The organism is Chryseosolibacter indicum (assembly GCF_018598585.1).
GTDB lineage: Bacteria > Bacteroidota > Bacteroidia > Cytophagales > Cyclobacteriaceae > Chryseosolibacter > Chryseosolibacter indicus.
Genome location: NZ_JAHESD010000007.1, coordinates 1 through 26,530 on the forward strand (window position 1 = coordinate 1; position 26,530 = coordinate 26,530).

General features: G+C 40.1%; 19 protein-coding genes and 1 tRNA gene. 14 read left to right on the forward strand and 6 right to left on the reverse strand.

The genetic code is table 11. From position 1 onward, the window contains the following. Positions 1–9: 9 nt before the first annotated feature. Complete coding sequence (locus KK060_RS04840; RefSeq protein WP_254152566.1) at positions 10–405, reverse strand: nitroreductase family protein; 396 nt, start codon at positions 403–405, stop codon at positions 10–12. Between the two features lie 408 nt (positions 406–813). Here KK060_RS04840 and KK060_RS04845 point away from each other — a divergent pair, with 408 nt between their 5' ends. The 4 genes from KK060_RS04845 (at position 814) to KK060_RS04860 (ending at position 8,075) form a co-directional block, all read left to right on the forward strand. Then, entirely contained in the window at positions 814–3,975 is a 3,162-nt protein-coding gene (locus tag KK060_RS04845) for a SusC/RagA family TonB-linked outer membrane protein (RefSeq protein ID WP_254152567.1), read from the forward strand. Between the two features lie 18 nt (positions 3,976–3,993). Beyond that, a complete protein-coding gene (locus tag KK060_RS04850; protein ID WP_254152568.1) occupies positions 3,994–5,526 on the forward strand; it encodes a RagB/SusD family nutrient uptake outer membrane protein in 1,533 nt (510 codons plus the stop codon). 25 nt (positions 5,527–5,551) lie between these two features. After that, entirely contained in the window at positions 5,552–6,430 is an 879-nt protein-coding gene (locus KK060_RS04855; RefSeq protein WP_254152569.1) for a PKD domain-containing protein, read from the forward strand. Positions 6,431–6,614: 184 nt separating this feature from the next. Beyond that, positions 6,615–8,075, forward strand: a complete 1,461-nt coding sequence (locus KK060_RS04860) for a glycoside hydrolase family 30 protein (RefSeq protein WP_254152570.1) — start codon at positions 6,615–6,617, stop codon at positions 8,073–8,075. Between the two features lie 126 nt (positions 8,076–8,201). Here KK060_RS04860 and KK060_RS04865 read toward each other — a convergent pair whose 3' ends face one another. Next, positions 8,202–8,690: a hypothetical protein gene (locus KK060_RS04865; protein WP_254152571.1), complete on the reverse strand. Its 489-nt coding sequence runs from the start codon at positions 8,688–8,690 to the stop codon at positions 8,202–8,204. A gap of 154 nt (positions 8,691–8,844) precedes the next feature. Here KK060_RS04865 and KK060_RS04870 point away from each other — a divergent pair, with 154 nt between their 5' ends. Then, entirely contained in the window at positions 8,845–10,557 is a 1,713-nt protein-coding gene (locus KK060_RS04870) for an IlvD/Edd family dehydratase (protein ID WP_254152572.1), read from the forward strand. Positions 10,558–10,567: 10 nt separating this feature from the next. Further along, complete coding sequence (locus KK060_RS04875; RefSeq protein WP_254152573.1) at positions 10,568–11,323, forward strand: SDR family NAD(P)-dependent oxidoreductase; 756 nt, start codon at positions 10,568–10,570, stop codon at positions 11,321–11,323. Positions 11,324–11,331: 8 nt separating this feature from the next. Here the strand turns inward: KK060_RS04875 and KK060_RS04880 are convergent, their stop codons facing one another. Further along, positions 11,332–13,566, reverse strand: a complete 2,235-nt coding sequence (locus tag KK060_RS04880) for a bifunctional alpha,alpha-trehalose-phosphate synthase (UDP-forming)/trehalose-phosphatase (protein WP_254152574.1) — start codon at positions 13,564–13,566, stop codon at positions 11,332–11,334. A 387-nt stretch (positions 13,567–13,953) separates the two neighbouring features. Here KK060_RS04880 and KK060_RS04885 point away from each other — a divergent pair, with 387 nt between their 5' ends. Next, positions 13,954–14,712, forward strand: coding sequence for an NUDIX hydrolase (locus KK060_RS04885; RefSeq protein ID WP_254152575.1), 759 nt, complete (start codon positions 13,954–13,956; stop codon positions 14,710–14,712). Positions 14,713–14,771: 59 nt separating this feature from the next. Here KK060_RS04885 and KK060_RS04890 read toward each other — a convergent pair whose 3' ends face one another. Then, the gene (locus KK060_RS04890; RefSeq protein ID WP_254152576.1) at positions 14,772–17,711 is read right to left on the reverse strand and encodes a TonB-dependent receptor; all 2,940 of its coding nucleotides are present in this window, start codon (positions 17,709–17,711) and stop codon (positions 14,772–14,774) included. A 296-nt stretch (positions 17,712–18,007) separates the two neighbouring features. On the opposite strand from KK060_RS04890, the gene KK060_RS04895 reads away from it, so the two are divergent. From KK060_RS04895 to KK060_RS04915, 5 genes are all read left to right on the forward strand, one after another. Next, on the forward strand, positions 18,008–19,051 hold the full coding sequence (locus KK060_RS04895) for a sensor histidine kinase (RefSeq protein WP_254152577.1): 1,044 nt from the start codon (positions 18,008–18,010) through the stop codon (positions 19,049–19,051). Next, positions 19,048–19,767 (forward strand): LytR/AlgR family response regulator transcription factor, encoded by a 720-nt coding sequence (locus KK060_RS04900; protein ID WP_254152578.1) that lies wholly within the window; start codon positions 19,048–19,050, stop codon positions 19,765–19,767. The genes KK060_RS04895 and KK060_RS04900 overlap by 4 nt, the downstream gene beginning before the upstream one ends. 74 nt (positions 19,768–19,841) lie before the next feature. Continuing rightward, positions 19,842–19,916 (forward strand) — tRNA-Val (locus tag KK060_RS04905). Between the two features lie 431 nt (positions 19,917–20,347). Beyond that, positions 20,348–20,962, forward strand: a complete 615-nt coding sequence (locus KK060_RS04910) for a TetR/AcrR family transcriptional regulator (protein ID WP_254152579.1) — start codon at positions 20,348–20,350, stop codon at positions 20,960–20,962. Between the two features lie 93 nt (positions 20,963–21,055). Continuing rightward, the gene (locus KK060_RS04915; protein ID WP_254152580.1) at positions 21,056–21,847 is read left to right on the forward strand and encodes an SDR family oxidoreductase; all 792 of its coding nucleotides are present in this window, start codon (positions 21,056–21,058) and stop codon (positions 21,845–21,847) included. Between the two features lie 37 nt (positions 21,848–21,884). On the opposite strand, the gene KK060_RS04920 is transcribed toward KK060_RS04915, so the two are convergent. Then, positions 21,885–22,271, reverse strand: coding sequence for an ester cyclase (locus tag KK060_RS04920; protein WP_254152581.1), 387 nt, complete (start codon positions 22,269–22,271; stop codon positions 21,885–21,887). 332 nt (positions 22,272–22,603) lie between these two features. Here KK060_RS04920 and KK060_RS04925 point away from each other — a divergent pair, with 332 nt between their 5' ends. Both KK060_RS04925 and KK060_RS04930 read left to right on the forward strand, forming a co-directional pair. Continuing rightward, positions 22,604–25,093, forward strand: coding sequence for a DUF3971 domain-containing protein (locus KK060_RS04925; RefSeq protein WP_254152582.1), 2,490 nt, complete (start codon positions 22,604–22,606; stop codon positions 25,091–25,093). Between the two features lie 386 nt (positions 25,094–25,479). Continuing rightward, positions 25,480–25,881, forward strand: a complete 402-nt coding sequence (locus tag KK060_RS04930) for a response regulator (protein WP_254152583.1) — start codon at positions 25,480–25,482, stop codon at positions 25,879–25,881. On the opposite strand, the gene KK060_RS04935 is transcribed toward KK060_RS04930, so the two are convergent. After that, positions 25,862–26,524 carry a DUF2461 domain-containing protein gene (locus KK060_RS04935; protein ID WP_254152584.1) on the reverse strand — a complete coding sequence of 221 codons (663 nt, stop codon included), beginning with the start codon at positions 26,522–26,524 and terminating at the stop codon, positions 25,862–25,864. The two genes, KK060_RS04930 and KK060_RS04935, sit on opposite strands and share 20 nt — an antisense overlap. Positions 26,525–26,530: the final 6 nt, after the last annotated feature.

Below are 26,530 nucleotides of genomic sequence, written 5' to 3' on the forward strand. Positions count from 1 at the left end.
ATTTCTACCTCACAATTGATGAAAATTCAGACCCGGGGGCGTGGCCTGCAATGACAAATATGCATTTGCTGGTCCAAGATCGTAACGCGCAGAGGTATTTGGACGATTGTTACGGCTAAAATTGACGCGTACCAGGCTGGCAATTAACAGCGGAGCATTTTGTACCCAAACTTTATTACTATCATTCAGAGAATCGAATATTTTATGCCATAACTCGGGCTGATCTTTAGTTGCATAAACATAGATCCACGGCTGCTCATTTATGCTAGAAGGCGCCCATCGGGCAGCTTCAAATAAAGAGTCAATCTTTTCCTTTTCAACAGGTCTATCTGCGTAAGCTCTTCTACTTCTTCTGTTCTGAATGACCTCCAGTACAGGAGAGTGAAATTCTGATGATTTTTGCATTCCGACTGTTTGCACTTCCATTTGCTCAATCAATTATTCTGGTTGTTTAACACTCCTTACCACCTCTTTGTTTCAAGTAAAGTTAACCAACGTGCGATTCTTAATCCAGATTTAAAATTAATCACCTTTCGTGATCCGCCTGAGCGCCAGAATATTTAGATGAAAAAGCATGGAAATATCAACAGTTGTTACCTCTTTGATTTTGAATCAACAATTTGAACCTAAGGAACTTACAAATAATGACGTAGTCATGACGTACCGGTACAATTATTTGCAGTATTAGAACTGTAGTAGCATTTTCTGTCAGCAATATAGGCCATCATACTTTTGGAGCAAACGAAATCGTTTCCGACCTCTTTCTGGGGAAAAACGATTTCAAACTAAATCCAAACAATTAACTCTAAACGTATGATGAAAACTTTACAGCGGAGAAACAGGCTTATTCAGCTTGCCATGATTTTCTGCTTTACCCTTTTGTGGGGGAATCTATTAGCGCAGTCGCGGACGGTAACAGGCACAGTAAAAGACAACGACACGGGAGAAGTGGTGCCAGGGGTAAGTGTTCTGGTGAAGGGAACGAGCACCGGGACATTAACCGATGCTGATGGAAGATTTACAATTCAGGCATCTGATGAGAGTATACTGGTGATCTCCTTTGTTGGATACACAAGGGTTGAGGTACCAATAGGTACACAAACAGATATTCAGGTATCTCTAAAAGCTGATGTAACCCAACTGAGTGAAGTTGTAGTTGTCGGGTATGGTGAGCAAAAGAAGAGTGTAGTAACTGGTGCCATCTCGAGCATTAAGGCAGAAGATCTTCAGTCGATGCCTGTTACACGCATAGACCAGGCGCTTCAAGGGCGTTCTTCAGGGCTAATCATTGCTGCTAACTCAGGACAACCCGGCTCAAGCGCAACTGTGAGACTAAGGGGAATTACATCATTCAATCGTAATGGTGGAGATAACAATCAACCACTATGGGTTGTTGATGGTGTAATTGTTGACAATGGCGGAATTGGTGTTATAAACCAGTCTGATATTGAATCTATCGAAGTTTTAAAAGATGCAGCCTCACAAGCAATTTATGGGGCAAGAGCGGCTTCTGGCGTGATCCTAATTACGACCAAAAAAGGGAAAGCTGGGGGAATACAGATAAACTATAATGGATATTATGGGTTCTCTGAACCGGCAAGAAAACTTGACCTTCTTAATGCGACCCAGTATGCTACTCTTATCAATGAATTAAAAGTAGCTGATGGGAAACCTTTAAAGTATGAAAACCCTGCTTCCTTTGGAGAGGGAACAGATTGGCAATCCGCCATTTTTAACAATAGCGCTAGACGTCAAAATCATGAATTGAGTATCTCCGGAGGTAGCGACAAATCAACTTTTTACACTTCATTTGGTTATTTAAAGCAAGAAGGAATTGTAGCAACAGATATATCGAAGTACGAACGATTTAATCTGCGATTGAACTCATCACATAAGTTAGCCAAGTGGTTAACATTTGGACAAACCTTAGGGTATACTCACGATAAAACCATTGGAATTGGAAATACAAACAGCGAATATGGTGGTCCGCTTAGCTCCGCCATTAATCTAGACCCAATAACACCTGTTGTTGTTACCAACGACTCAATAGCGAACGAGGCACCATATGCACCTTCTCAAGCGAATTACGACGGTAAGGGAATTATTCGTGATGAAAAGGGACGTCCTTATGGTATTTCTTCTGCAGAAATAGGTCAGGAGATAACCAACCCTGTTGCTTACATCAAAAAACAATTAGGCAACTATAACTGGGGCGATAATGTCATTGCTAACGCTTATCTCGAAGCAGAACCATTAAAAGGATTAAAATTACGTTCAACATTTGGAACAAAGTTGGCTTTCTGGGGTGACGAGTCTTTTACACCTGTTTTTTGGCTGAATTCTTCTACTCTAAACGCCGTAAACTCTCGTTCGAGGTCCATGAATACAAGATTCGACTGGAATGTAGAAAATACGATCTCCTACACAAGAGCCATTGATAAACATAACATTACTTTCCTGGTTGGACAAGGTGCTTACAGAGACAACAACACGAGGAATTTAAACGCCACAAAAAACGATGTTCCAGGAAATAGCCTTGAAGATGCATCCTTTAACTACAATGTACCGGGAAGAATTGGAAATGGTTCAGAGGGACAAATACATAAAGTAGCGTCTTTCTTTGGCAGAGTAAACTATAATTACGAAGAGAAGTACCTTGTTACTGCTTTATTCAGAACCGATGGCTCTACAAGATTTGGTGAAAACTATCGATATGGAACTTTCCCTTCACTCTCTCTCGGATGGGTACCTTCTCTTGAGACCTTCTGGCCTTCAAACAATACTGTTAACTTTCTTAAAGTTCGAGGTAGCTATGGCGTTGTGGGGAATGATAATATCGACGATTTTGCCTATGTGTCAACCATTGGAAGCGGAAGGAATTACACTTTCGGAACCTCAGGCAGCTACCTCAATGGCTTTAGCCCTAATGCGCCTGCTAATCCTAATTTGCAATGGGAAGAAACAACTTCTACCAATATAGGTTTTGAAGCTACACTACTAACTAACTTCTCGTTTACTTTTGACTGGTTTTTGAAAAGAACAACTGGTATTCTTATGAATCCAAGAATTCCAGGTTATGTTGGAGCTGTTTCTAACCCGGCAGCCAATGTTGCAGACATGGATAATAGAGGGGTTGAACTTGAACTTGGCTGGAGAAAGAGTTTTGGGGAGCTTAACGTAAATTTAAACAGTAACTTTTCCTACATAACAAACGAGGTTACTAATATTGGTCGCGACAGGAAATTTATAGACAATGAGAGATTCCAGGGGAGTACATATAACATTACCCGTACTGAAGTTGGCAGACCGTACAGCTCATTCTTCGGATTCAAAACCAACGGAATTTTCCAAACCGATGCAGATGTCAACAGTTATGTAGATGCAGATGGTAACAAGATTCAACCTAACGCAAGGCCTGGTGATTTTCGCTGGGTTGACATAAACAATGATGGCAAAATTAATGAGAATGATAGAACATATCTTGGAAACCCACTTCCCAAATACACCTATGGGTTTACTATAAGTGCGTCCTATAAAGGATTTGATGTTGTTTTGTTTGGACAAGGGGCAGGAGGAAATAAGATTTTTCAAGGACTTAGGAGATTTGGTATCCCTACTACAAACTTCCAGACAGAAGCACTTGGAAGATGGACCGGGCCTGGTACGTCTAATTCATATCCACGTCTTATCGAAAGTGATCCAAATGGCAACTTTTCCAATCCCTCAGATTTTTATTTGAAAGACGGCGATTACTTCCGCATTAAAACACTTCAAATAGGTTATACCATTAATACATCACTATCATCAAAAGTAGGATTAAATCGAGCTCGTATTTATGTGATGAGCGAAAACCTGGCAACATTCACTCAATACAATGGATATGATCCTGAAATCGGAGGAGGGACGATGAGCATTGACCGCGGAATATATCCGCAGGCGCGCTCATTTATGGTTGGATTAAATTTAGGATTCTAGAATTTAAAACCTGAAATAATGAAAAAGCAAATAATAAATCTGTCTGTTACTATTATTTTAATAATTCTGTCCTCGTGTGACAATTTTTTAGAAGTAGCGCCAAAAGGACTTAACCTAGAATCAAATTATTACAAAACCCCAGAAGAAGTTTTTGCAGGTATAGTAGCGGTTTATGATGTTGTAGGGTGGCAAGGTGGAAATCTTGTAACTAAAGTTGGTGCTACCATGGCCGCATCTGACGACCACCATGGAGGAGGAGAAGGCGCAGGTGATAAAAATTTTACTGCATGGGATGATTTCACCCTTACGCCTGCACAAGGACCTCAAGAAGAGTTATGGAAGAAAGGATTTTCTGGCATTTTTCGAGCCAATGTTGTTCTTGAAAAGCTTCCTACAGCACCAATCGCAGAGGGTTTAAGAAGACGATACACGGCAGAGTTAAAATTCTTACGTGCTCACTTTAATTTTGATCTTGTCAGATTATTCAATAATATTCCCTTACTTCTTTCGCCAGTTTCTCCTGACAAAATGTATGACATTGAGCAAGTGGCTCCCGCACTGGTTTATCAGCAAATTGAACGTGATCTCACTGAAGCAATACCTGATCTACCTGAAACTGTTACAACAGCCGCAGAAGGAGGTAGAGCTACCGAAGGTACAGCACGCGCTTTACTTGGTAAAGTTTATCTCCAACAGGAAAAATTTGCACTTGCGGCTGAACAATTAGAAATTGTAAATGGAACACCGGGGTCAACAAATAAATTCGGCTATAAACTTCTGACAAACTTTGGTGATCTATGGAAGTCTACTTCAGAGTTTAAATTCAATAGCGAATCAATTTTCGAAGTCGGCTTCACGAACACTTCTGCGGGTGATTGGGGTTGTACTGCATGTACTGAAGGTAATTTGCTTAACATCATGTCGGGTCCAAGAGGTTACAATCCACTTGCCGCCAACGCTCCCGATTACATTTCAGGATGGAGCTACTTTCCAGTTACCCAAAGCTTGTATGATCTAATGAAATCAGATCCGCGGTTTATTTATACAATAGCTGATTTAAAAACAATGAAGGCTAATGGTATTGCAGATTACACTCCTGGCGCACAAGATACAGGCTACTTTATTGAAAAGTTTTTAGGAAGGAAATCAAATTCACCAACAGGCCTTCCTGGTGCACAGGAACTAAATTATCCACAGAATATGTATGAAATTCGTCTTGCTGACACTTATCTAATGGAAGCGGAAGCACGCATTAGAGGTAATCTTGACGCAGGAACAGCCGGGACTAGATCTTATACATTATTAAACGCTGTGCGGCAGCGAGTTGGTCTTACTGCAGTAGACGCGACATTGCAAAATATAAAAACAGAAAGACGTCTTGAATTAGCAGGAGAAGGACATCGTTGGTTCGACCTTGTTCGCTGGGGTGACGCTGCAACTGTATTAGCACCTAATTTTGTAGCAGGAAAGCATGAACACCTCCCTATTCCATTAAATGAGTTGACAAACACCAAACTCCAGCAAAGCAAAGAGTGGGGTGGCACCTTATAATGAATGTTTATTTTAAATAATGACAATGAAATTAAAATCAATCATAACAAAATATTCCATTGCATTTGGGATATCTGCAATCGCAATAATAATTGCTTGTCAGCCCGATGAATTTGAAGGAAATGGCAATGGCATTCTTTCGCCCAAGTTAGACTCTACATTTACAATAACACCTGTTATTGTAGAAGGAAAGACTAATACTTACGTGTTCAACGTAAATGATATGACAAACGTCCTCGGCGTAAAATGGGACCTAGGTCAAGGGTTAGTGTCTACAAGCGAAAGAACAGACACCATTTTTTATCCGCTCAAAGGTGTTTATAATCTAACTCTTAAACTGACGGGAATCGGCGGAAGAATTTTTTCTACCACTCAACAATTATTAATAGAGAAGTCAGATCCAAATGCAATAAATATACTTCAAGGTCCAGAATTTAATACTGGGGATGAAGCATATTGGACTCAATTGAATATCACCCCAGGTGTAACTTTTTCTTTTGCAGATGGCAAGACTGTTGTAAGCGGTGGAAACGGAGGACATGCCGCCTTATATCAACCTGTTAATGTTACTGAAGGGAAAAAATACAAATTAGATATGACTGTATCTGGCAAAGGTGCAGTAGATACTTGGTTTGAAGTTTATTTAGGTTACGATGCTCCTGTTCAAGGGAAAGATTATGGCTCAGGTGGCAATTTAATGGGACTAAACACATGGAGTAAATGCGGCGACACGCCCTTCAATACCAAACTCTCGTCTATTGCCTGTTCTGGTAATATTAAAGGAAATGCTCTTATTTCAATTACAAAAACTGGAACTGCATATCTGGTTATTAAGTGTGGTGGAAAAGATCTGGGTGAAGGAGGGATTTCTATTGATGATGTCGAACTCAGACTAATTCCTTAAGTAATAAAAACCTTGGTTTGGGTTAATGGTGTCAACCAACACCAGCTTGTGGCCTTCGGGTATCCATACGATACTCGAAGTCACAAGTGTTTACTTTACATGTCCTTTCGCAAAGAACTCCTTAATAACCGGGACACATTTACAAAATCACTTAACTTACTTTATCACACAAGGAGATACATCTATGAAACAAAAACTTTTTGTCGGGCTGCTATGTGTTGCTTCGCTGTCTGGTGCAGCACAATCAGGGCCGACTAACTACTCAGCAAAAGACATTCAATCAAAATCTGTGACTGTTTATACTACTGCTGAAAAAACTGATCTGAAAATCACGCAAACTGACAAACTACAATTCAAGAATTTTGGTCAACCGTTGGAAACGCAGGTATGTGTGTTTGTTGATCCTTCAAAAACTTTTCAAACACTTATTGGTATAGGTGCAGCCTTAACAGATGCCTCCGCCGAAACATTTGCTAAATTAAACAAGCAAACTCAACAGGAATTTCTTACCGCTTACTATAATCCTGAAAAAGGCATAGGATATACGCTCGCAAGGACGAACATTAACAGTTGTGATTTCTCCAGTGGCAGTTACACCTATGTGAGTGATGGGGATGAGTCGTTAAAAACCTTTAGCGTATCGCACGATGAGAGGTACCGCATACCATTTATTAAGCAGGCTATAAGTGCTGCAGGTGGAAGCCTTACGATGTTTGTAAGCCCCTGGAGTCCGCCGGCGTGGATGAAAGACAACAACAGCATGTTACAAGGCGGTAAACTCCTCGAAAAGTATAAGCAATCCTGGGCCAATTACTATATCAAGTTTATCAAGGAATATGAGTCACGTGGGATACCTGTATGGGGATTATCTGTTCAAAATGAGCCGATGGCAAAGCAAACATGGGAGTCTTGCATTTACACGGCTGAAGAAGAACGAGATTTTGTAAAAGAATACCTCGGCCCTACATTACACAAAGCAGGCATGGGAGATAAGAAGCTTATCGCGTGGGATCATAACCGTGATTTAATTTATCAGCGCGCAAGCACAATATTCTCTGACCCTGAGGCAGCGAAATACATCTGGGGCCTCGGTTTTCACTGGTATGAAACGTGGACCGGAAGCGCCATGCAATTCGATAATTTAAAAAGGGTAGCTGAGGCGTACCCGGATAAGAACCTTATCTTTACTGAAGGCTGTGCAGAAAGTTTCAATTTAAATAGAATATCAAACTGGGCTCTTGGTGAACGTTATGGTCTTTCATTGATCAACGACTTCAACAGCGGTACCGTCGCATGGACAGACTGGAATATTCTTCTTGATGAAAAAGGAGGACCAAACCATGTAGGCAATTTTTGCTTTGCTCCGGTGCATGCAGATACAAAAACAGGCAAACTTATTTACACCAACTCTTACTATTACCTGGGTCACTTTTCGAAATTCATTCGTCCTGGTGCAAAACGCATTGTTAGCTCATCAAATAGAGATAAATTACAAACCACAGCATTTGTAAATACAGATGGAAAAATTGCAGTGGTAGTGATGAACACGTCAGATGAGAAGATCTCTTATCGGTTATGGATTCAAGGACAGGCTGCTGAAACAGTCAGTTTACCGCATTCGATATCTACTATGATAATCAATTAGCATTTCGCTATTCAACGGTGAAGACCCGGGCATTCAAAACGCTCGGGTCTTTTTTATTGCTTTATAAACAGACTTTTTTTCTATTATTTCTGATGCCTGACTTAAGCGACACTTTGCTCGGCAAATTTATGGCTTCTTTCCTTTCGATCGTTTAACCGCCGACCTGAGCTGGGTTTTCTTCTTACCTTGCTCAGACATTGCAAAGCTTCTTGTCATCTTCTTGATATGCTCTGCTTTCCGAAATCTGAGTGCACTCCAATCCTCATCTATCGCTACCATTCTTACTCCTTCGAATCCATGCTTTCCAAGTTCTGTCCATCCTGTATCCCTGTTAAACTCACACTTATACTTCTTTGATGTTCCTTTCGGATAGGCAAACCAAACTATACCATCGACACTGATTTGTCGGGCGATCTTCTCTGCAAGCATATCTACTTCATTTTGTTTTGTAACAAAAGCCAAAACAAATTCTATTGTTTCCGCAGGCTTTAAGCTTACCTTAATCTCCGTGTCAGATTCCATTTCTTTTAATGGAGGCATGAACGATTCCGGCGCATTTAAAATAAAAATCTGCTTTTGATCCTTAAAATTTAACTTCTTGAATATAGCATTCATAACGGCGCTCGATAGAAGAATAAAGATAACTGATATCTTACCTCAATGAAGAAATAAAATTCGACCCAAGAGATATTTTGCACTTTCAGTTTTAAACCTATCTTTAGTTGTACTATTCGTGCAACAATCGTAAAGTTTGAAATAAACGGACACCATGAACGGAAAATACAGAAGCCAGAACTGGTTTGGTAAAACAGGAAAAGATGGGTTCATCTACAGGGCCTGGATGAAAAATCAGGGAATACCTACCCATGAATTTGATGGCCGACCGGTTATCGGCATTTGTAATACGTGGTCTGAACTAACCCCTTGCAATGCACATTTCCGTGAATTAGCAGAATCGGTGAAACACGGTGTTTATGAAGCCGGTGGGTTTCCTGTTGAATTTCCTGTAATGTCGCTGGGCGAAACACTTATTAAACCTACCGCCATGCTCTATAGAAATCTTGCGAGCATGGATGTTGAAGAATCGATAAGGGCAAATCCTGTTGATGGAGTAGTATTGCTATGTGGTTGTGATAAAACAACGCCATCTCTTGTTATGGGCGCTTGTAGCGTAAACATCCCGACTATTGTTGTTTCAGGAGGACCAATGTTAACGGGCAAGTTTCAGGGTAAGGATATAGGCACAAGCGATGTATGGCGATTTAATGATGCGGTAAGATCCGGAGCTATGGACCAGGACCAGCTTGTAATGGCCGAAGCAAGTATGTGTCGCAGCCGTGGCCATTGTGCTGTAATGGGAACAGCCTCTACTATGGCTTCTATGGTAGAATCTCTCGGCTTGTCACTCCCACACAATGCCGCTATTCCGGCAGCTGACGCCCGAAGAAAAGTATTAGCTCATTTATCAGGAATACGGGCCGTAGAGCTTGTAAGGAACCAAGTTAACATCTCTGATATCCTAACAAAAGAAGCTTTTGAAAACGCCATTATAATAAATGCTGCTATTGGTGGATCCACGAATTTTATAATACATCTTTTAGCAATAGCCGGCAGAATCGGCGTAGACCTTTCATTGGATGATTTCGACAGGCTTTCGAGAAACGTTCCTTTAATAGCCAACCTTCAGCCATCAGGAAAGTACTTTATGGAAGACCTCTACTACGCAGGAGGTATACCATCCGTTATGCGCGAGCTTGACAGCTTCCTTCATAAAGATTGTATCACTGTGAATGGAAAAACCATTGGAGAGAATTTCCAAAAAGAAGAATGTTATAACCGCCAGGTCATCGCTACTGTTAATCAACCTTTCAATGAACTATCAGGCGTTGCAGTCATTAAGGGTAATCTTTGTGAAAATGGTGCGGTAATTAAACCATCTGCTGCAAGTTCACATTTGCTTCAGCATACAGGAAAGGCGGTAGTATTTGAAGATATTGAAGATTATAAAGCGAGAATAGATGACCCAAATCTTGACGTTGACGAAAACAGTATCCTTGTTTTAAAGAACGTCGGTCCAAAAGGATACCCAGGTATGCCGGAAGTAGGCAATATGGGAATACCGACAAAACTGTTAGCTAAAGGCGTTACAGACATGGTTCGCATTTCAGATGGAAGAATGAGTGGCACCGGGTTTGGCACTGTAGTACTGCATGTTTCTCCTGAAGCTGCCCTTGGTGGTAACTTTGCTGTAGTACAAAACGGTGATCTTATCTCACTTGATGTTCCTGGGAGGTCAATTACCCTTCATGTTTCGGAAGAAGAATTAAAGGAAAGGAAGAAACGATGGAAGCCGCGAATAAAAAATTACGACCGCGGCTATGTTCATCTGTATCAAACACACGTAGAACAAGCACACCTTGGCGCAGACCTTGATTTTTTGAAGGGTAGTTCGGGAAGTGAAGTAACAAGAGACTCGCATTAAATATGCAAACATGTTTAAGAATAAGGTTGCCATTGTAACAGGAGCTGGCCAGGGAATAGGACTTGAGATTTGCAGACAACTTGCAAGCCAGGGGACAAGCGTAATACTTAACGACGTTGAAGAGTCTCTGGCACTAGAAGGAGCGGATAAAATCAAAAAGGAAAAAGGCAATTGTATCCCGTTTCCGGGAGATGCTTCTGATGCCAATTTTATTCAGCATATGGTTGATAAAGCTGTAAGTGAATTTGGAAAACTTGACATCGCCATAGCAAATGCAGGGATAACTTTATTTGGAGATTTTTTTGATTATAAGCCTGACGATTTTTACCAGGTTTTAAAAGTAAACCTTGGAGGTTCATTCTTTCTTGCACAGGCGGCAGCAAGACAAATGAAGTTACAGGGAAATGGGGGAAAGATACTTTTCACCTCCTCTGTTACCGGTCACCAGGCACATAAAAACCTCGCAGCTTACAGCATGACAAAGGCAGGCGTTGAAATGTTAGCCAAAAATCTTGTCATAGAGCTCTCTTCGTATAAGATTTGTGTAAATGCAATCGCACCTGGGGCCACACTTACAGAACGAACCATGCTTGATCCTACATACAAAGACACATGGGATAATCTTACACCTACTGGAAGAACATCTACCGTAACAGATATTGCACAAGTAGCCATGTTCCTTGTTTCACCGCAAAGCGATCAAATCACCGGCCAGACAATTGTAATCGATGGTGGATGGTCAAGCATAAGCCCATCGCCATTCTAGAACTACCGCTAAAGCGCTGAAACGTGTTCTGTCTCCTGACAGAGTGCTCTCAACAGTTTTATAACTTCAATCTGATTGGTTAAGTTATATTGCGCCAGTGTATGGCCAGAACCAATTTTAATTGTAATGGCTTTATCGGCCAATGCACGAAACATGTCTTCATCCGTCTTATCATCTCCTATGGCCATGATAAAATCATAATCTCCCTCATCAAGAAACTTCTTCGCTACCGAGCCTTTGTCTACACCAGAAACACGAACTTCGATGACCTTGTTGCCATCGATAATCTGCAATTGTGAGTTTCGTACCATATGATGAAGATTGTCCAAAAGCTCACGTGATCTTATGAAACCTAGTTCGGATTCTACATTTCTGTAATGCCAGGCCAACGTATGGTTTTTCTCTTCAATAAAAGAGCCGGGACTTCGCTGCATGTATAGATCTAACGTAGGTTTAATAATTGGTTTCCACGATTGATCGATTTCACGCTCATATTTCCATTCACTATTCCTAAGCCTTATAGCAGCCCCATGTTCAGCGACCAGGTTTATGTCAAGCTCGCGGAACCAACTATCAAGTGAAGCACGATCCCTGCCACTTATTATGGTTAAGGTCGTTCGCGCGTCAGAAGATAGTGTTTTTAATAATTGAATAAGTTCGCTATCAGGCACTGCCATCTTCGGTAGCTTCGTGAATGGCACTAACGTTCCATCATAGTCCAGGAAAAGATGTCTTCTTTCAGCCCTTCCAAACTGCGCTGCTACCTCACGTACTAATTTTGGTGTAATGTTTCGGGTCTGCTGCGCCTTCTGATGCTCTTTTGTCTCTTCAAGTTGTTTTAAAAAGTCATTTACCCAATGGATAACGTTATACTCCCTTAGTCGCTTGTGTAAAACTTCAATCTTCTGTTGTTGCTCACTGGCATCCATTATTAAGGCGGTGTGTATGGCATGAGAAACTTCTTCTCTGTCCATCGGGTTTACTTGCAATGCCTCTCCCATTTCATTTGCCGCACCTGCAAGTTCACTCAGTATCAAAACACCTTGTGTTGTTTGGCTGGCTACGTATTCTTTAGCCACCAGGTTCATACCATCGCGCAAAGGAGTAATCAAACCCACATCAGCTACCTGGTATAAAGCACTTAATTCATCAAAACTTAAATGATTATATCGGTAGATAATGGGCTGCCATTTTAAGGTAGAATACTTTCCATTAACACGTCCGATATGTTCTTCTATCAACTTTTTACGTTCATTGTATTTGGATATAATCTGTCGTGAAGGAACAACAACCAGAACAAATACAACACGTTCTCTCCATTCCGGATGCAGCTCCAGGAATCTTTCAAAGCCCGACAAACGATGGGTAATACCCTTTGTATAGTCAAGGCGGTCAACGGAGAAAATTATTTTCTTGTCTTCAAAATTACTTCGTATTGAATTACGCAGCGTTGTTACTTCAGTCGACCGTGTGGCATTATGGAACTTATCAAAGTCAATACCCAGCGGAAACAAGTCGGCCTTAACAATTCTATCTTTAAGAAATACAGTACGGAACTGGTAATCATAACCAGTAACCATTTGAACAGACTTGAGAAAATGCTGAACATATTCGTGGGTATGAAAGCCAATGAGATCAGCCCCAAGCAAGCCGTTGATTATTTTCTCTTTCCACGGCCTGTGAAGCATACGGAAAACTTCAAATGAGGGGAAAGGAATGTGAAGAAAATAACCGATGGTAGCATCAGGACGTTGTTCTCTGATCATCCCGGGCAACAACATTAACTGGTAATCATGTATCCATAATGTATCACCAGGTTGCAGAATGGTTAATAATTTGTCTGCAAAATGTCTGTTTACCTCTTCATAACTTTTGAAAGTCTCTTCATCAAATTCTACAAAGGAGGGAAAATAATGAAACAGTGGCCATAGGGTTGCGTTGCAGAACCCATTATAGAACTTATTATAAGTTTTTTTCTCAATAAAAAGAGGCTCAACTGAAAATGACGATGTTTGTTCCTGCGCTATATACTTCTTCCACCGCTTTTCAGGAAAATCAGCAGAACCAATCCACCATTTTGAGTTAAACGTTCCTTGTGGTCCTGAAGTCTCAAAATAGCTTTTCAACGCACTTACCAATCCCCCATCGCTTTCTTTGAGTGTTACAGAATTGTTCTTCTCAAGTAGTTGAAATGGCAACCTGTTAGAAACCACAATCAACCTTTTTTGCATTACATCTTCCATCCCTGTTCATGTTTTAGTTTAACATGCTTGGGTGAGTATCACCGCAAATCATAAGCCCGCAAGCTACTATTTTAATAGCCACCAGCATTATATTACCAAAAAAATCATTCCTCAACGCGTGCGAACGGTATTTACAGCCAACTCCCTCATTTTTTTTACAAAAGTAAAATACATCTGGCGAGTATACTTTTCATTACCTGGCTCAACCTTGTTTACAACATTAATGTTACAATCGTTACTACTTTTCTCCTTACACGTAGTTCCTCCGTTGATAATTTATATCTACTGAAATAATAGCACTTTACAATTAAGTTAATTCGTCTTTTCAAAACGTTGGTAGAAGGGTTGATTTTTTAGAGTTGAATGAGAATTATTACTTTAGCGGATATGGTCAAAAAACGCCCTGTCCTTAAAGAATCGGAATTCTTCAGTAAAGGCCAACTTTACTTTTTACCGCACATCTCCATAGATTGTGTTATTTTTGGATTTCATAATAATGAATTGAAGGTGCTTCTGTTACAGTGGAAGGAAACGTTGAAGTGGTGTTTACCAGGAGGCTTTATTTACCGAGATGAGCATGTTAATGATGCAGCGATCAGAATTTTAAAATCAAGAACAGGATTAGAAGATGTTTACCTCCAGCAATTTTACACCTTTGGCGATCCTCAACGCGACAGGGGTAACCATGGTGTAAAACAAAAAAAGAATAGCTGGATAAATGATAGGTTTATCACCATTGGGTACTGGGCCATTGTAGAGTACTCGCAAGTAAAACCTACTGCAGATGAATTTAGTAAAACCTGCGAATGGTGGGATATTGATAAGGTTCCTAAATTAATTCTTGATCACAATGACATTCTTAAGGAAGCATTGGAGTCGTTAAGAAAAAATGTCAATGAATATCCCGTAGGAAAAAATCTGCTACCCCCCAAATTCACAATGCCTGATCTTCAAAGGCTTTATGAAACACTTCTTGGTAAGAAGCTGGACAGACGAAACTTCCAGAAGAAAATGCTTAGTCTTGACATCTTACAGCGCTTAAAAGAACGTAAAAGTGGTGTGGCCCATAAAGCTCCCTATCTTTATAAATTCGACGAAAAGAAATATCAACGTGCCTTAAAACAAGGATTAAAGTTTGGTCTTTAAAAAAACGTCTTCCGTCCAATAAAGAACAGAAGACGTTAGACCGAATTTTATAACCTTGTCTACTGAGTACGTTTACCTGTCAGATTAAAGCTTCTGAATTGAGCTATATCCATGGTACCTTGTATATCATCTTTGCTGATGGTATACGATACGGTCACGGTGCTCGTATTACCACCAAAGTTTACGGGGTAAGAGAAGCTAACCTGATTACCATTTACTGTTACATTGGTAAGAACAGTTTCCTGAGGCATTCTGTTGGTTTTAATGGTACCTGTATAGGTGTCATTCTCCTTCTTGAGAACTATTGTACCAGAGCCGCCCTGCGGAGAATCTATTGTAAAATCCCAGGTGCCAGTTGGCTCATATTTAACCGAATCCTGTTGTTGTGCCGCATCAGCAGGCTGTGTCTGAGGACGCTGAGCAGGCTGTTGATTTCTTGCTCCTCCAAATGAAGGGGCCTGACCTTGACCACGAGGTTGCTGACCTCCACCTGTACCACCTTCACCGCCCATCTGCATATTGTCTCCACCACCATCTTTTAAGTCGTCGTTATTGATAGATCTCTTTCTTCTGCGTGAAGAATTATCTAACCCCATTTTACCGATGCGATAGCTAAAGTTAACCCTGAAGCTTAAGTTATTTAAAGTGTTAACACTTCGCTGGTCAATAAGCAGTGATTTGGTTTCACTGTTAATCTTCATAGATGGGGTTAAGAAGTTTTCAGCTGCAAGGCCTATACTTCCACGCTTTTCATTAAACTCTTTGCGGAAACCTACGCTATACATTCTAAAGCTTCCTTGCGTTCCCTGCAATTGGACTTGTCTGCCTCGGCCAAATCCAAAGAACTGAATAGCCCATCCCTTATCGAGATTATAGCTACCAAATAAACGACCACTAACAACCCATCCTTCGTTCTTTGCCTTATACTCAGGCAGAGGACTGTTATTATCTAAAACGGTATAGAATACATCACCACCTCCATTCAAGGTCAGTTTTCCAAGCATAATATTGGCGAAGACGCTACCGCCATAGGCATTTTCAAGCCCTATATTTTGATAGGTTGTTCTGATGGTGTCTTGATCTTCAGCAACTTTATTAATTACATCTCTTATGCTTTGAATTGCGTCATTTGTATTTCTCACAAAACCTGTAAAGCTTAGTGACACACCTTTCACAAAAGTGCTATATCCAATTTCATAATTGTTTGTGTATTCAGGTTGCAGGGTTGGATTACCTACTGTTACATTAAGATTGTTTTGAAACTGGGCGTTAGGATTTAAGAAGCGAATAGATGGCCTTTGAATTCTTCTGTTATATGAAGCCTTAATAGTGTTACCGTTCTTTAGCTTTTTAGAAGCGTTTACACTTGGTACAAATACCCCATAGCTAGGTATTTTAATGTTATCCTCTGTTCTGGTATAAGCATCAATCGTAGTGTACTCATAACGAGAACCTGCTTTGAAGCTATAACCTTGCTTAGTTGTAATGGTATACGAGAGATAACCCGCCATTACATTCTGATCATAATTCAAATTGTTATTGAGACTTACTCCCATACCCGTGCGAGGCACGTATATTCCATCCTGATTCTCGAAGGATGAGAAATCGCTGTATACCTTTCTCATAATATCCTTACCACCCAACTCCAGCATCTGATTCGTACCAATAGGCATTTGATAATCTACCTGAAGCGTAGCTTCCTGATTATAACTATCATTTACGTTTTTAAAGTCAAGCGTGGGAACAGTACTTTCAAAAACATCATTAATAAAATCACTGGTCTGGTTATTCCTGCTAAACTGGCCCTGGAAGCTTAACTCATGCTGCGGCTTTTCGTATAAATGTGTAAACGTAAGACTGGCATCAACTGTATTGGAGTTATCAAGATTTTGAACACCACTTAAGCTGTATCTTTGCAACACATCATCAATATCATAAGTACCTGTAAACAGATCAAATTGTTTCCTCTTATTGTTCCTAACGCCAAAACGAACAGATGACGTTATGAAATTCTTTTCGTTAATATCGTAATCCCATCCAAAAGTATAGTTACCGAATAAGCCACGATTACGAGTGTCAGCGCTTTGTATACTATTTGATACCTCTGTTCGCACTCCATCAATCATTTGGTAGGTAGTTTGTTCATTTTCAAATTCGCCGGTTACATTATAGTTGGCTCTTCCCCATCCACCAAGCGAAAAGCCCATCTTCTTTCTTCTGTAGTTACCGTTTAACCCCAGGTTCGATCCTCTGAGACCAACACCTGCATCCAGATTCAATGTAAGGCCTTCGAGATTATTCTTTTTCGTTACGATGTTTATAATACCTGCCGAGCCTTCTGCATCGTATTTAGCCGAAGGCGAAGTGATTACTTCTACCGTTTTAATCTGATCGGCAGGAATTTGTTTAAGTGCATCAGCAATACTGCTTGCTACAATGGTTGATGGTTTATTGTTGATCAAAACCTGGATGTTCTGATTGCCTCGTAACGAAACATTCCCATCCATATCAACAGAAAGCATAGGAACACGCTTAAGTACATCAGTTGCATCGCCACCTTTTGCGGTAGCATCATTCTCGGCATTGTAAATAGTTCTGTCTACTTTCTCTTCTATAAGAGCCTTTTGTCCTTCAACAGTCACCTCCTTTAATACACGGGGTGTAGGGCTAATGATGATTGTACCAAGATTAATGTCTTTACGATCATCAACTGTTACGTTTACGGTACGTGTATCAAAACCAATAAAAGAAATAAGAAGATTATAATTACCTTCAGCAACCTTACGAAGCGTAAATCCTCCCTTTTCGTCACACACCGCACCGTCAATAGGTGTGTTGTTATCCGCTTTTGTTAAAGCAACATTGGCAAATTCAACAGGCTTTTGCGTTACGGAATCAACAACTGTTCCTTTTATCTCTGCATTTCCTTTCTGCGCGAGCGCTGGTAACGAACAGCATAATGACAGGACAACTAAACTTAAGTAGTAAATATTTTTCATGAATCTGTTTGAGAATTAAAGCCTGATTAAATCAATGGGGTACTATAACGGATTAAACTAACGGCAAAAAAATATGTTTTGTTTCTGATCCCAATAGGGTATTAGACTATTCCTTCAATTATATCGACACATCCGTAAAACTTAATGAATCTGAAAGGTATATCGGATTTTCGGTCTCTGTCGATCAATTTTTTTTAACGGTCGAAAATTATCAATGAAATACATGTAAATGCCCACATGCCTCTACTTTTAATGTACTTTTAATTCCCTTTTTATTTTTGCCTTTATCCAATCCCATGCAATCGCTTTTTCAAAGGAAACGTCTTTTACTTGTTCATATATCCTTTTGGTTAATGTACCTCTCCTTTTTCCTTTACCAGGTAAGCCATTTCAGGCACGGTAAAGATTTTGAATGGGGACGCGCAACAACGTTTGCAGCCGTACAACTTTTGTCGACCATGTTGGTAGTCTATTTAAACTACTTTATTTTCTTTCCGAGGTTTCTTGTTCAACAAAAATTATGGAAGTACCTGCTTGAGTTCTTGGTGCCTTTTGCTATTATTATCTTTGCGCGCGTACACCTACAAAGGTATCTTATTGATGGGTACACCTATCAACGACAATATTTCTATTCGCATATTTATGTTGTTGAACTTGTTATAGTTACCCTATTCATCACTGGGTTTATAGCCATGCTTCGCTTTGCTGCCGACTGGTTTGAGCTCATGGCCACCAAGCGCGAAATTGAAAACGAAAGGCTTACCGCTGAATTAAACTTTTTAAAGGCACAAATTAACCCGCATTTTCTTTTTAATACTTTAAATAACCTTTACTATCTGGCCTATACCAACTCATCAAATACTACAGAGGTAATAGCCAAGCTATCGCAGATGATGCGGTATATGATCTATGATTCTAACCACGACCGGGTACCATTAACAAAAGAGATTGAATACATGGAAAATTATATAAGCCTTGAACGTTTGAGACTTAACAATCAAATTCCAATATCTTTCGATATAACCGGCGATGTTGATAGATACCTGATTGCTCCATTTATCTTTATAACTTTTTTAGAGAATGCTTTTAAACACGGTGTAAGTAACACAAACCCGAAAGCGTGGGTAAAGGTGGGTATTCGTTTACAGGGCAATATTTGCATTTATACCGTAGAAAACAGTAAGATTACTTCTGCAAAACCAGAAGCAGAAGAAAAATCAGGGATAGGATTGCAAAATGTCCAACGAAGACTAGAGTTGAGTTATCCAAAGCGGCATGAACTTAAAGTTGAAGATGGGTCAGGTCAATACAAAATAACTTTAACGCTTACATTATTATGATAAGATGTTTGATTGTAGACGATGAGCCTTTAGCACGTAATCTTTTATCTGATTATGTTAAAAAAGTACCCTACCTTCAACTGATTGACGCCTGCCCCAATCCATTAACCGCGCTTGAAGTAATAAGAAATAATAATGTAGACCTTCTGCTCCTCGACATCCAGATGCCTGAAATAACAGGACTTACGCTTCTAAAGACCTTACAAAAGAAACCATTTGTGATACTAACAACAGCATACTCGGAGTATGCCCTTGAGGGATATGAACTTGATGTTATAGACTACCTGTTAAAGCCTATTACTTTTGAACGCTTTCTGAAAGCTGTTGAAAAAATGAATCAACGGATCCAATTGCCTGAGGCATCAGAAGAAACAACTGCAATCAAAGAGCCGGCGCAACCTTTTGTGTTCGTTAAAGACGGCACCAAGCTGGTTAAAGTTCAGTGGGAAGATATTTTATATGTAGAAGGGCTTAAAGATTATGTTACAATTCATACCAAAATCCAGAAAGTTGTTACCCTTCAGCGGCTTAAGAGCCTGGAAACACAACTACCTGTTAACCAATTTGTAAGAGTACATCACTCTTATATTGTAGCGCTTAAAGCAATTGATGCCGTCCATCGGAACGAGATCCAGATAGGGTCTACTTTTATACCGATCAGTGATAGCTATAAGAAGACCTTCCGTGAAATTGTTGAGAAGAACCAGATGCAGTAAAAAATATTTTCACCTGCTATTAACTTTTTTTGCAGATATCGAAATCTCTTATACTTTTGCAATCCCAATTCAATGGGAGCTTAGCTCAGCTGGTTCAGAGCATCTGCCTTACAAGCAGAGGGTCGGGGGTTCGAATCCCTCAGCTCCCACATCACAAACCTCGGTCTAAAACCGAGGTTTTGTTTTTTATGCCACCTTTACGTTCGACAAGATCCAGGAACGCTCACTCGTAGTCCTATTATTGCAAAGGCCGTAGATTCCGTCGCAATTTCTTTGGCACATTATAGTCTCTCGCGTAGGCACGAATTACAGATGAAAAGCGTGCTCCTTTTATTTAATAAATAACATTTAAATAGCTGGCAAATACATTCTGCCAGTACCGTGCGAGCACCATGCCAGCACCATGTCTGCGAGAAAATACCCCCGTTTCTCGCAGACATACCGCACGCACGGTGCCGGCATGGTGCTGGCATCGGAGACTCCCGAGCTTCTTAGCCTGTTATGAGGATGGGTAAGCTGGACTGCCTGGCAAAAGCGCATCTGAGCTGCAGTTGAAGGTTTCTTCAGTTAAAACTTTATTTTGAATTGTCCGTTTCAGAATACATATTTGCCTCCGATGCCGCGCAATGTTGAGTTTAACGAAGAAGAAGCAATCCAAAAAGCCATGGAAGTTTTCTGGGAGAAAGGCTATAATGCTACTTCGCTTCGCGACCTCACAGATGCTATGAAAATCAACAGTAGCAGCCTTTACAACACTATAGGTGATAAGCAGGAATTATTCGTAAGGTGTGTTAAGCACTATACCGACATCAGGAAAAGAGACCTTCAAAAGCGGTTGGCTAGTTCAAAATCTCCGTTTACCATACTGGTTGACTACATTAACGATGCTGTTGATGTTATCATCAGTGGCGATAACAGCTGTATGGCCGTGAAGACAGCTTTTGAGGTGGCAACCAATGATCAACGCGTTAAGGATATTCTTAAAGAAGACAGCGGCTCTGCCTATCAGTTCTTATACACATTGATCAAAAAAGCTATTGAAGAGGGGGAGATATCTCCGGAAGAAGATGCCGAGGTACTTGCTGACTACTTCATCAGCACCTGGACGGGCTGGTACGAGTCGTACATTCTTCATAAAGATCCTATCAAGATCAGGAAGATGGCGCAGTACTTCATTAAACAAATCTCCAAGTAAATTTTTTTATTCCTTTTTGAAACAATCATTTTAAAATAATTCAAGTCAGCACTCATTTTAAAACAATCAATTCAGAATCACTAAATAAACAACATGGAAAACAAAACAATCTACAAAGACCTTCAAGGCAAAAGAGCATTGGTAACAGGTGGCACCAAGGGCATTGGAAAAGCAATTGCCGATCAGTTGGCACAGGCAGGTGCTCAGGTTATTGTATCGGCGAGAAATTATCCTGTTGATACACTGGCTCATCATTTTATTGCGGCAGACTTAACACGGCCTGACCACGTATCAAAACTAGAACAAGAGATCAACGAGAAGTTTGGCGGAATTGATATTCTGATTAATAATGTTGGTGGTTTAACCACACCAAGCGGAGGTTTCAGTACGCTAACAGATCAGCATTGGGAAAGTGAGTTGCAATTGAATCTGCTTGCAGCCATCCGCCTCGACAGGGTTCTATTGCCAAAAATGCTTGATCAGAAAAGTGGTGTAATCATTCATATATCTTCCGTTGCCGGCAGACAGCCTCTCTGGCATCTCAATATGGCCTATGCTGTTTCCAAAGCTGCATTAAATAGTTACAGTAAAACACTATCTTCTGAGCTTGCCAGCAAAGGCATACGTGTGCTTACGGTATCTCCTGGCGCCACCAAAACTCCCCCAATGGAAAAGGTTATTCATGACCTGGCTGCATCTCAAGGTATTCCTGTTGATGATGCCTTTCAGCAATTACTAAATCATGTGGGAGGCATACCGATGGGTAGAATGGCTGAACCTGAAGAAGTGGCATCGCTGGTTCATTTCCTGGTTTCACCAGCTGCAGCATACCTCACAGGAGCTAATTACGCGATTGACGGCGGCTCTTTACCGGTTGTTAACTAGATTTTATATTAGAGGTGCATGTCTAAAACACATGCACCTAATCTATTTGATCACGGATAGCTTCTCTATCAATCAATGACAATACCTCGCTGATCTTACCATTAACGAGCTTATAAAATACATGCTCGGAGAAAGAGACTCTTCTTCCGTTTACAACAACGCCCATAAATTCACCGGCTGGCGTACAATTAAAATTCAAACGGCACGCAATGGTATCTTCATTCGCTACTAGCAAGCCAATCTCAAAGTACAGATCAGGTATGTCTTTAAAGTTCTGGGCAAGCAGATTCTGATAGTCTTTTAAATGCATTGCTTTTTTATTGTACGTGAGATCTTCATTTACAAACAGATCAAGATCCTGAAGCCTTCTGTTGTTGAGGCAGCTTATATAATTTTGATAGAACTGGGTGAGATTTGAATCCATTTTGCCTTATTACCTTTAGTATAGAGCAAAAAACCTTACGCCAGCAAATACAAAAACATTGCTAAGCGCGGGTATCAGACATTCATTATCGTCGTATTAACCCATGTTCCTAAGGCTCCTCTAACTGTCCTCCAAGTCCCCTCCAATACTTTCAAATACCTTTCCGAGACTTTCCCAAGCTTTCTCAGACTTCCTAGGCTTTACGTTAAATAGTGGTGATTTTGCTTGATTACGGTTAAACTTACGAGTATGATTTTGCCTTTAATCATAATAAAACCAACTTATCTCGGTTTCAATTAAGTACGTATTTTTGCAATACTATTCTTTTACCATTGAAGACGCTTCGCAAGCTCCTTTTTTATATTTCACTTACAATTGGCATTCTGTTAATTGCACTGGTAGCATCTGTTTTCCTGTTTAAGGATAAGATCATCAACGAGTTTATCAGAGAAGCCAATAAGAGTCTTAACACTCCCGTAAAGGTTGGAAAAATAGATGTCTCTGTTTTCCAGCAATTTCCCAAGCTCTCCATTGTAATAACCGACGTTTATGTTGAAGACAGCCATCATGGTCAGTACCCGCTTTTAACAGCCAAAAAAATTTCGTTTCAGATGAATCCCATTGAAGTATGGCAGGGGAATTACAAGATTGAAGGATTAAAGATTATTGATAGCGAAACGAATTTCAAGATCAACGCGGACGGAGAAAATAACTATAAGATCTTAAAGAAAACCAAAAGCACAGGAAAAGAAACAGTGAGCTTTGCATTAAATAATGTTGAGCTGGAGAAAACCGTCTTTAACTATTTCGACCTTTACGGGAAACAAAACCTCAGGTTCTCAAGTAAGGCGTTGACTGCTTCCATTGGCATTACTGACTTTAACTACAACATAAAGGCAAAAGGCCAGCTCACTACTGAAAAAATTGAGATAGAAGGTAAGCCCTACCTTGCCGGAAAAGCATTTAACATTCAAAGTAGTCTTATCTATAACGATAAGGATAAAACACTTTTAATAGATCCATCTTTACTCGAACTTGGAAAAGCATCTTTTAATGTAAGTGGCTCCTACGCCTGGAAAGAGAAAAACCTGATAGACCTTACCACAGAAGGCACCAATACATCGATACAAACCATCCTCTCGCTACTGCCACAAACTGTTAGTAGCAGTGTTGAGAAATACAGAAGTGAAGGCGATGTATATTTTAAATCGAGATTAAAAGGAGAGATCGGCAAGAACAAACACCCGTCTTTCTCCGCAGAGTTCGGGTTTGATAATGCAACCATTTATCACCCTGAATACAAATCGAAAATAGAAAAAGCGACCTTGCAGGGCTCATTTGCCAGCGGTACGTACAGCGATCTCAGGCAAGGTTCTCTGGTTCTTAAAAATGTAAGAGGCGAACTCAACGGCGAGCCTTTCCAGGCAGACTTTGTTCTCAATAATTTTGTTGACCCTGCTATCATTTTTAAGTTCAAGGGCAAGCTGGATGCATCATCTGTACTCGGCTTCTACCCTATAGAATCAATTGAAGAGGCCAACGGATCGCTTACTACAGACATTGCTTTCGAAGGGAAGATCGGTCTTCTTAAAAACAAGGCTACAGCACAACGTGTCTCAACGCAGGGAACTATTGATCTTAACAACATTACCCTCACATACGGCGAGCACAAGATTAAACTCCAGCAATTAAACGGAAGCTTACAGTTTAGTAACAATGATCTCGCGCTAAGCAACGTAAAAGGGAAACTCGGCAAATCTGATTTTCTTCTTAATGGATTCTTTAAAAACGTCATTACTTTTCTGCTTTTCGACAACCAGCCTATTGGCATTGAAACCGATCTCAAATCTGCTTTTTTAGACCTGGATGAAATCTTTGCCCTAAGCTTCGGCACTAAGTCAGCAGAGAAAGAAGAGCAGTACGAATTTGCAATCTCGCGCAATGTTAACCTTAACTTTAATTGTGATGTAACCAAACTACGCTACAGAAAATTTAATGCAAGGAATATCAAAGGCGATTTACTGGTAAAAAATGAGGTGGCGGTATCAAGGAATTTATCGTTCCAATCCATGGGGGGCGACATGACTTTATCAGGAATTGTTGACGCTAAAAATCATAAGGCTATAGACCTTGTGAGTACGGTAAAGCTGAATGGCATCCACGTGGACAGCGCCTTCTATGTGTTCGAAAACTTCAACCAGGATTTTATTAAAGACAAACATCTAAAAGGCCGCACCTTTGCAGAAGTTAATTTGGAAATGACCTTTAACCAGAACCTAAGGTTATTTCCGGAAACATTAATCGCAGATATCGGCATGGTTATTAAAAACGGCGAGCTCAACAACTTTGAGCCCATGAAAAAATTAAATAAATACCTTGATGATGAAAGCCTGAGCAAACTCCGCTTTTCGGATATAAAGAACGACATCCACATAGAAAACAAAACTGTTTACATACCCCAAATGGAGATCAGAAGTAATGTTACCGATTTAAAAGTAAGTGGCACACATACCTTTGATCAGCGCATCGAGTACCGCATTGTTACTCCCCTAAGAAGAAAAAGAATTGTAGATGTTGAAGCACAAAATGCTATTGAAGAAACAGGGGGCCAGTCGAAGCTCTTCCTTAAAATTTATGGAACCACAGATAACTATCGCATAGCCTATGACGTGGAAGCTGTACGGAAGAAAATCGGGAACGATATCAAGCGCGAAGTACAGGAGCTGAAGGATGCTTTTAAAGGCAAGAAGCAACAAAAGGAAATCGAGTTACAAAAAGATGATTATTTCGATTGGGATGATCAGACTCCTCAGGATAATTAGCGCGCTGTATCAATGGTTTTACTTTTAAATTACATTAATAAACTTGGTTCGCTCATAAAAAGGAGGCTATTGAGATAGAAGAAGTAGCTTGTCCGTTGGGTGCTTATTCTCTACTCGGTCTTGAACTGTAATGATAATTGTCTGATCAAAACTGTCTCTTATTTAAATTCATTATAAAAACCTGTAAAAAGGTCTGCTTTTCTTTCGACAGGCGACAATTTCATCTTAAACGAATCCCTTAGTTATAAACCTTACCGGAGTACATCTTATCCTGTCTTTACTTGTGTAAAACTTACATGATTATCATCACGGATTATTGCCTTTTATAACTACCGGGCTATCTAATGTTATATTTTTTATAAATTGCAGTGCCCTCACCAATAACCATGCACCAAAATTCAAGTTTTCTGATTATTGATGATAGCTACATCGATCGTATTGTTACTGCGTCGATGCTCAAAACTACATTTGAAGAATGTGTTGTGCATGAGGTAAATGGTGCCATGGAGGGTTTACAATTTTTAACGGAGAAGAAATACCAGGCGCCGTTGGTGATTTTGTTGGATATAAAAATGCCAAAGGTTGATGGCTTCGACTTTCTTGCACGACTTGAAAAAACAGATGACATCGCGAAAGAAGACCTGGCAATTATCATGCTTAGTTCTACTATAGACCCAACTGACATTCAAAAAGCAAAGGAGAATACAAATGTGAAGAAATTGTTAAGCAAACCCCTTTCTATACAAGAGCTCAATCTTGTATTACATGCTATGAAATTGCTTCCTTAACAAAATCATTTAACGGTTTTATTGTCTTACAAATCTCAGCTGCATTTTTAACAAATGATTTATCTGCAACTTCTTTATCCGTTAAGTTCTTGCTTACAATAAGACTTTTTAATTGAAGCCAATGTAGATGAGGATGATCTTTGGCATAGCCCTTCGGCGCTGTCTTCAATTTGTCAAACTCATCAAAGCCATTAAAAAGGCTTTTAAACTTTTTCTGGTTTACAATCTTCTCCAGCTTCTCACTATTATAATCAATCTCTTGTCTTATTTTCGTTAGGTTAGTTGCGTCAGGCATATAAATACCTCCCGCTACAAAACTTCTATTTCCCGGCTCCAGATGTAAATAATAGCCTGGCTCTTGTACCAGTTTTCCATTTGGTGAAAAGCCAGCGCCCATATTTGTTTTATACGGGCGTTTATCTTTACTGAACCGGACATCCCTGTATATTCTAAAGATCAGTTTTCTTGCCTCGAGGTGCTGCATGCCATCATCAAATTTTCCGAGCTCCTTTAGCAACGCAGACACTACATCTTCAAAAGCTTGTTTGGAATCGAGGTAGCGTTGTTTATTCTTCTCAAACCAATCACGATCATTATTCTTGCTTAAGTCTTTTAGAAACTTAAGTATAAGTTCTGTATTCATTAGAAT

What these genes read in the sequence shown, in the direction of transcription:
- KK060_RS04840 (WP_254152566.1), bottom strand. Translation starts at nt 405, where the DNA reads ATGCAAAAATCATCAGAATTTCACTCTCCTGTACTGGAGGTCATTCAG.
- KK060_RS04845 (WP_254152567.1), top strand. Translation starts at nt 814, where the DNA reads ATGATGAAAACTTTACAGCGGAGAAACAGGCTTATTCAGCTTGCCATG.
- KK060_RS04850 (WP_254152568.1), top strand. Translation starts at nt 3,994, where the DNA reads ATGAAAAAGCAAATAATAAATCTGTCTGTTACTATTATTTTAATAATT.
- KK060_RS04855 (WP_254152569.1), top strand. Translation starts at nt 5,552, where the DNA reads ATGAAATTAAAATCAATCATAACAAAATATTCCATTGCATTTGGGATA.
- KK060_RS04860 (WP_254152570.1), top strand. Translation starts at nt 6,615, where the DNA reads ATGAAACAAAAACTTTTTGTCGGGCTGCTATGTGTTGCTTCGCTGTCT.
- KK060_RS04865 (WP_254152571.1), bottom strand. Translation starts at nt 8,690, where the DNA reads ATGAATGCTATATTCAAGAAGTTAAATTTTAAGGATCAAAAGCAGATT.
- KK060_RS04870 (WP_254152572.1), top strand. Translation starts at nt 8,845, where the DNA reads ATGAACGGAAAATACAGAAGCCAGAACTGGTTTGGTAAAACAGGAAAA.
- KK060_RS04875 (WP_254152573.1), top strand. Translation starts at nt 10,568, where the DNA reads ATGTTTAAGAATAAGGTTGCCATTGTAACAGGAGCTGGCCAGGGAATA.
- KK060_RS04880 (WP_254152574.1), bottom strand. Translation starts at nt 13,566, where the DNA reads ATGGAAGATGTAATGCAAAAAAGGTTGATTGTGGTTTCTAACAGGTTG.
- KK060_RS04885 (WP_254152575.1), top strand. Translation starts at nt 13,954, where the DNA reads ATGGTCAAAAAACGCCCTGTCCTTAAAGAATCGGAATTCTTCAGTAAA.
- KK060_RS04890 (WP_254152576.1), bottom strand. Translation starts at nt 17,711, where the DNA reads ATGAAAAATATTTACTACTTAAGTTTAGTTGTCCTGTCATTATGCTGT.
- KK060_RS04895 (WP_254152577.1), top strand. Translation starts at nt 18,008, where the DNA reads ATGCAATCGCTTTTTCAAAGGAAACGTCTTTTACTTGTTCATATATCC.
- KK060_RS04900 (WP_254152578.1), top strand. Translation starts at nt 19,048, where the DNA reads ATGATAAGATGTTTGATTGTAGACGATGAGCCTTTAGCACGTAATCTT.
- KK060_RS04915 (WP_254152580.1), top strand. Translation starts at nt 21,056, where the DNA reads ATGGAAAACAAAACAATCTACAAAGACCTTCAAGGCAAAAGAGCATTG.
- KK060_RS04920 (WP_254152581.1), bottom strand. Translation starts at nt 22,271, where the DNA reads ATGGATTCAAATCTCACCCAGTTCTATCAAAATTATATAAGCTGCCTC.
- KK060_RS04930 (WP_254152583.1), top strand. Translation starts at nt 25,480, where the DNA reads ATGCACCAAAATTCAAGTTTTCTGATTATTGATGATAGCTACATCGAT.
- KK060_RS04935 (WP_254152584.1), bottom strand. Translation starts at nt 26,524, where the DNA reads ATGAATACAGAACTTATACTTAAGTTTCTAAAAGACTTAAGCAAGAAT.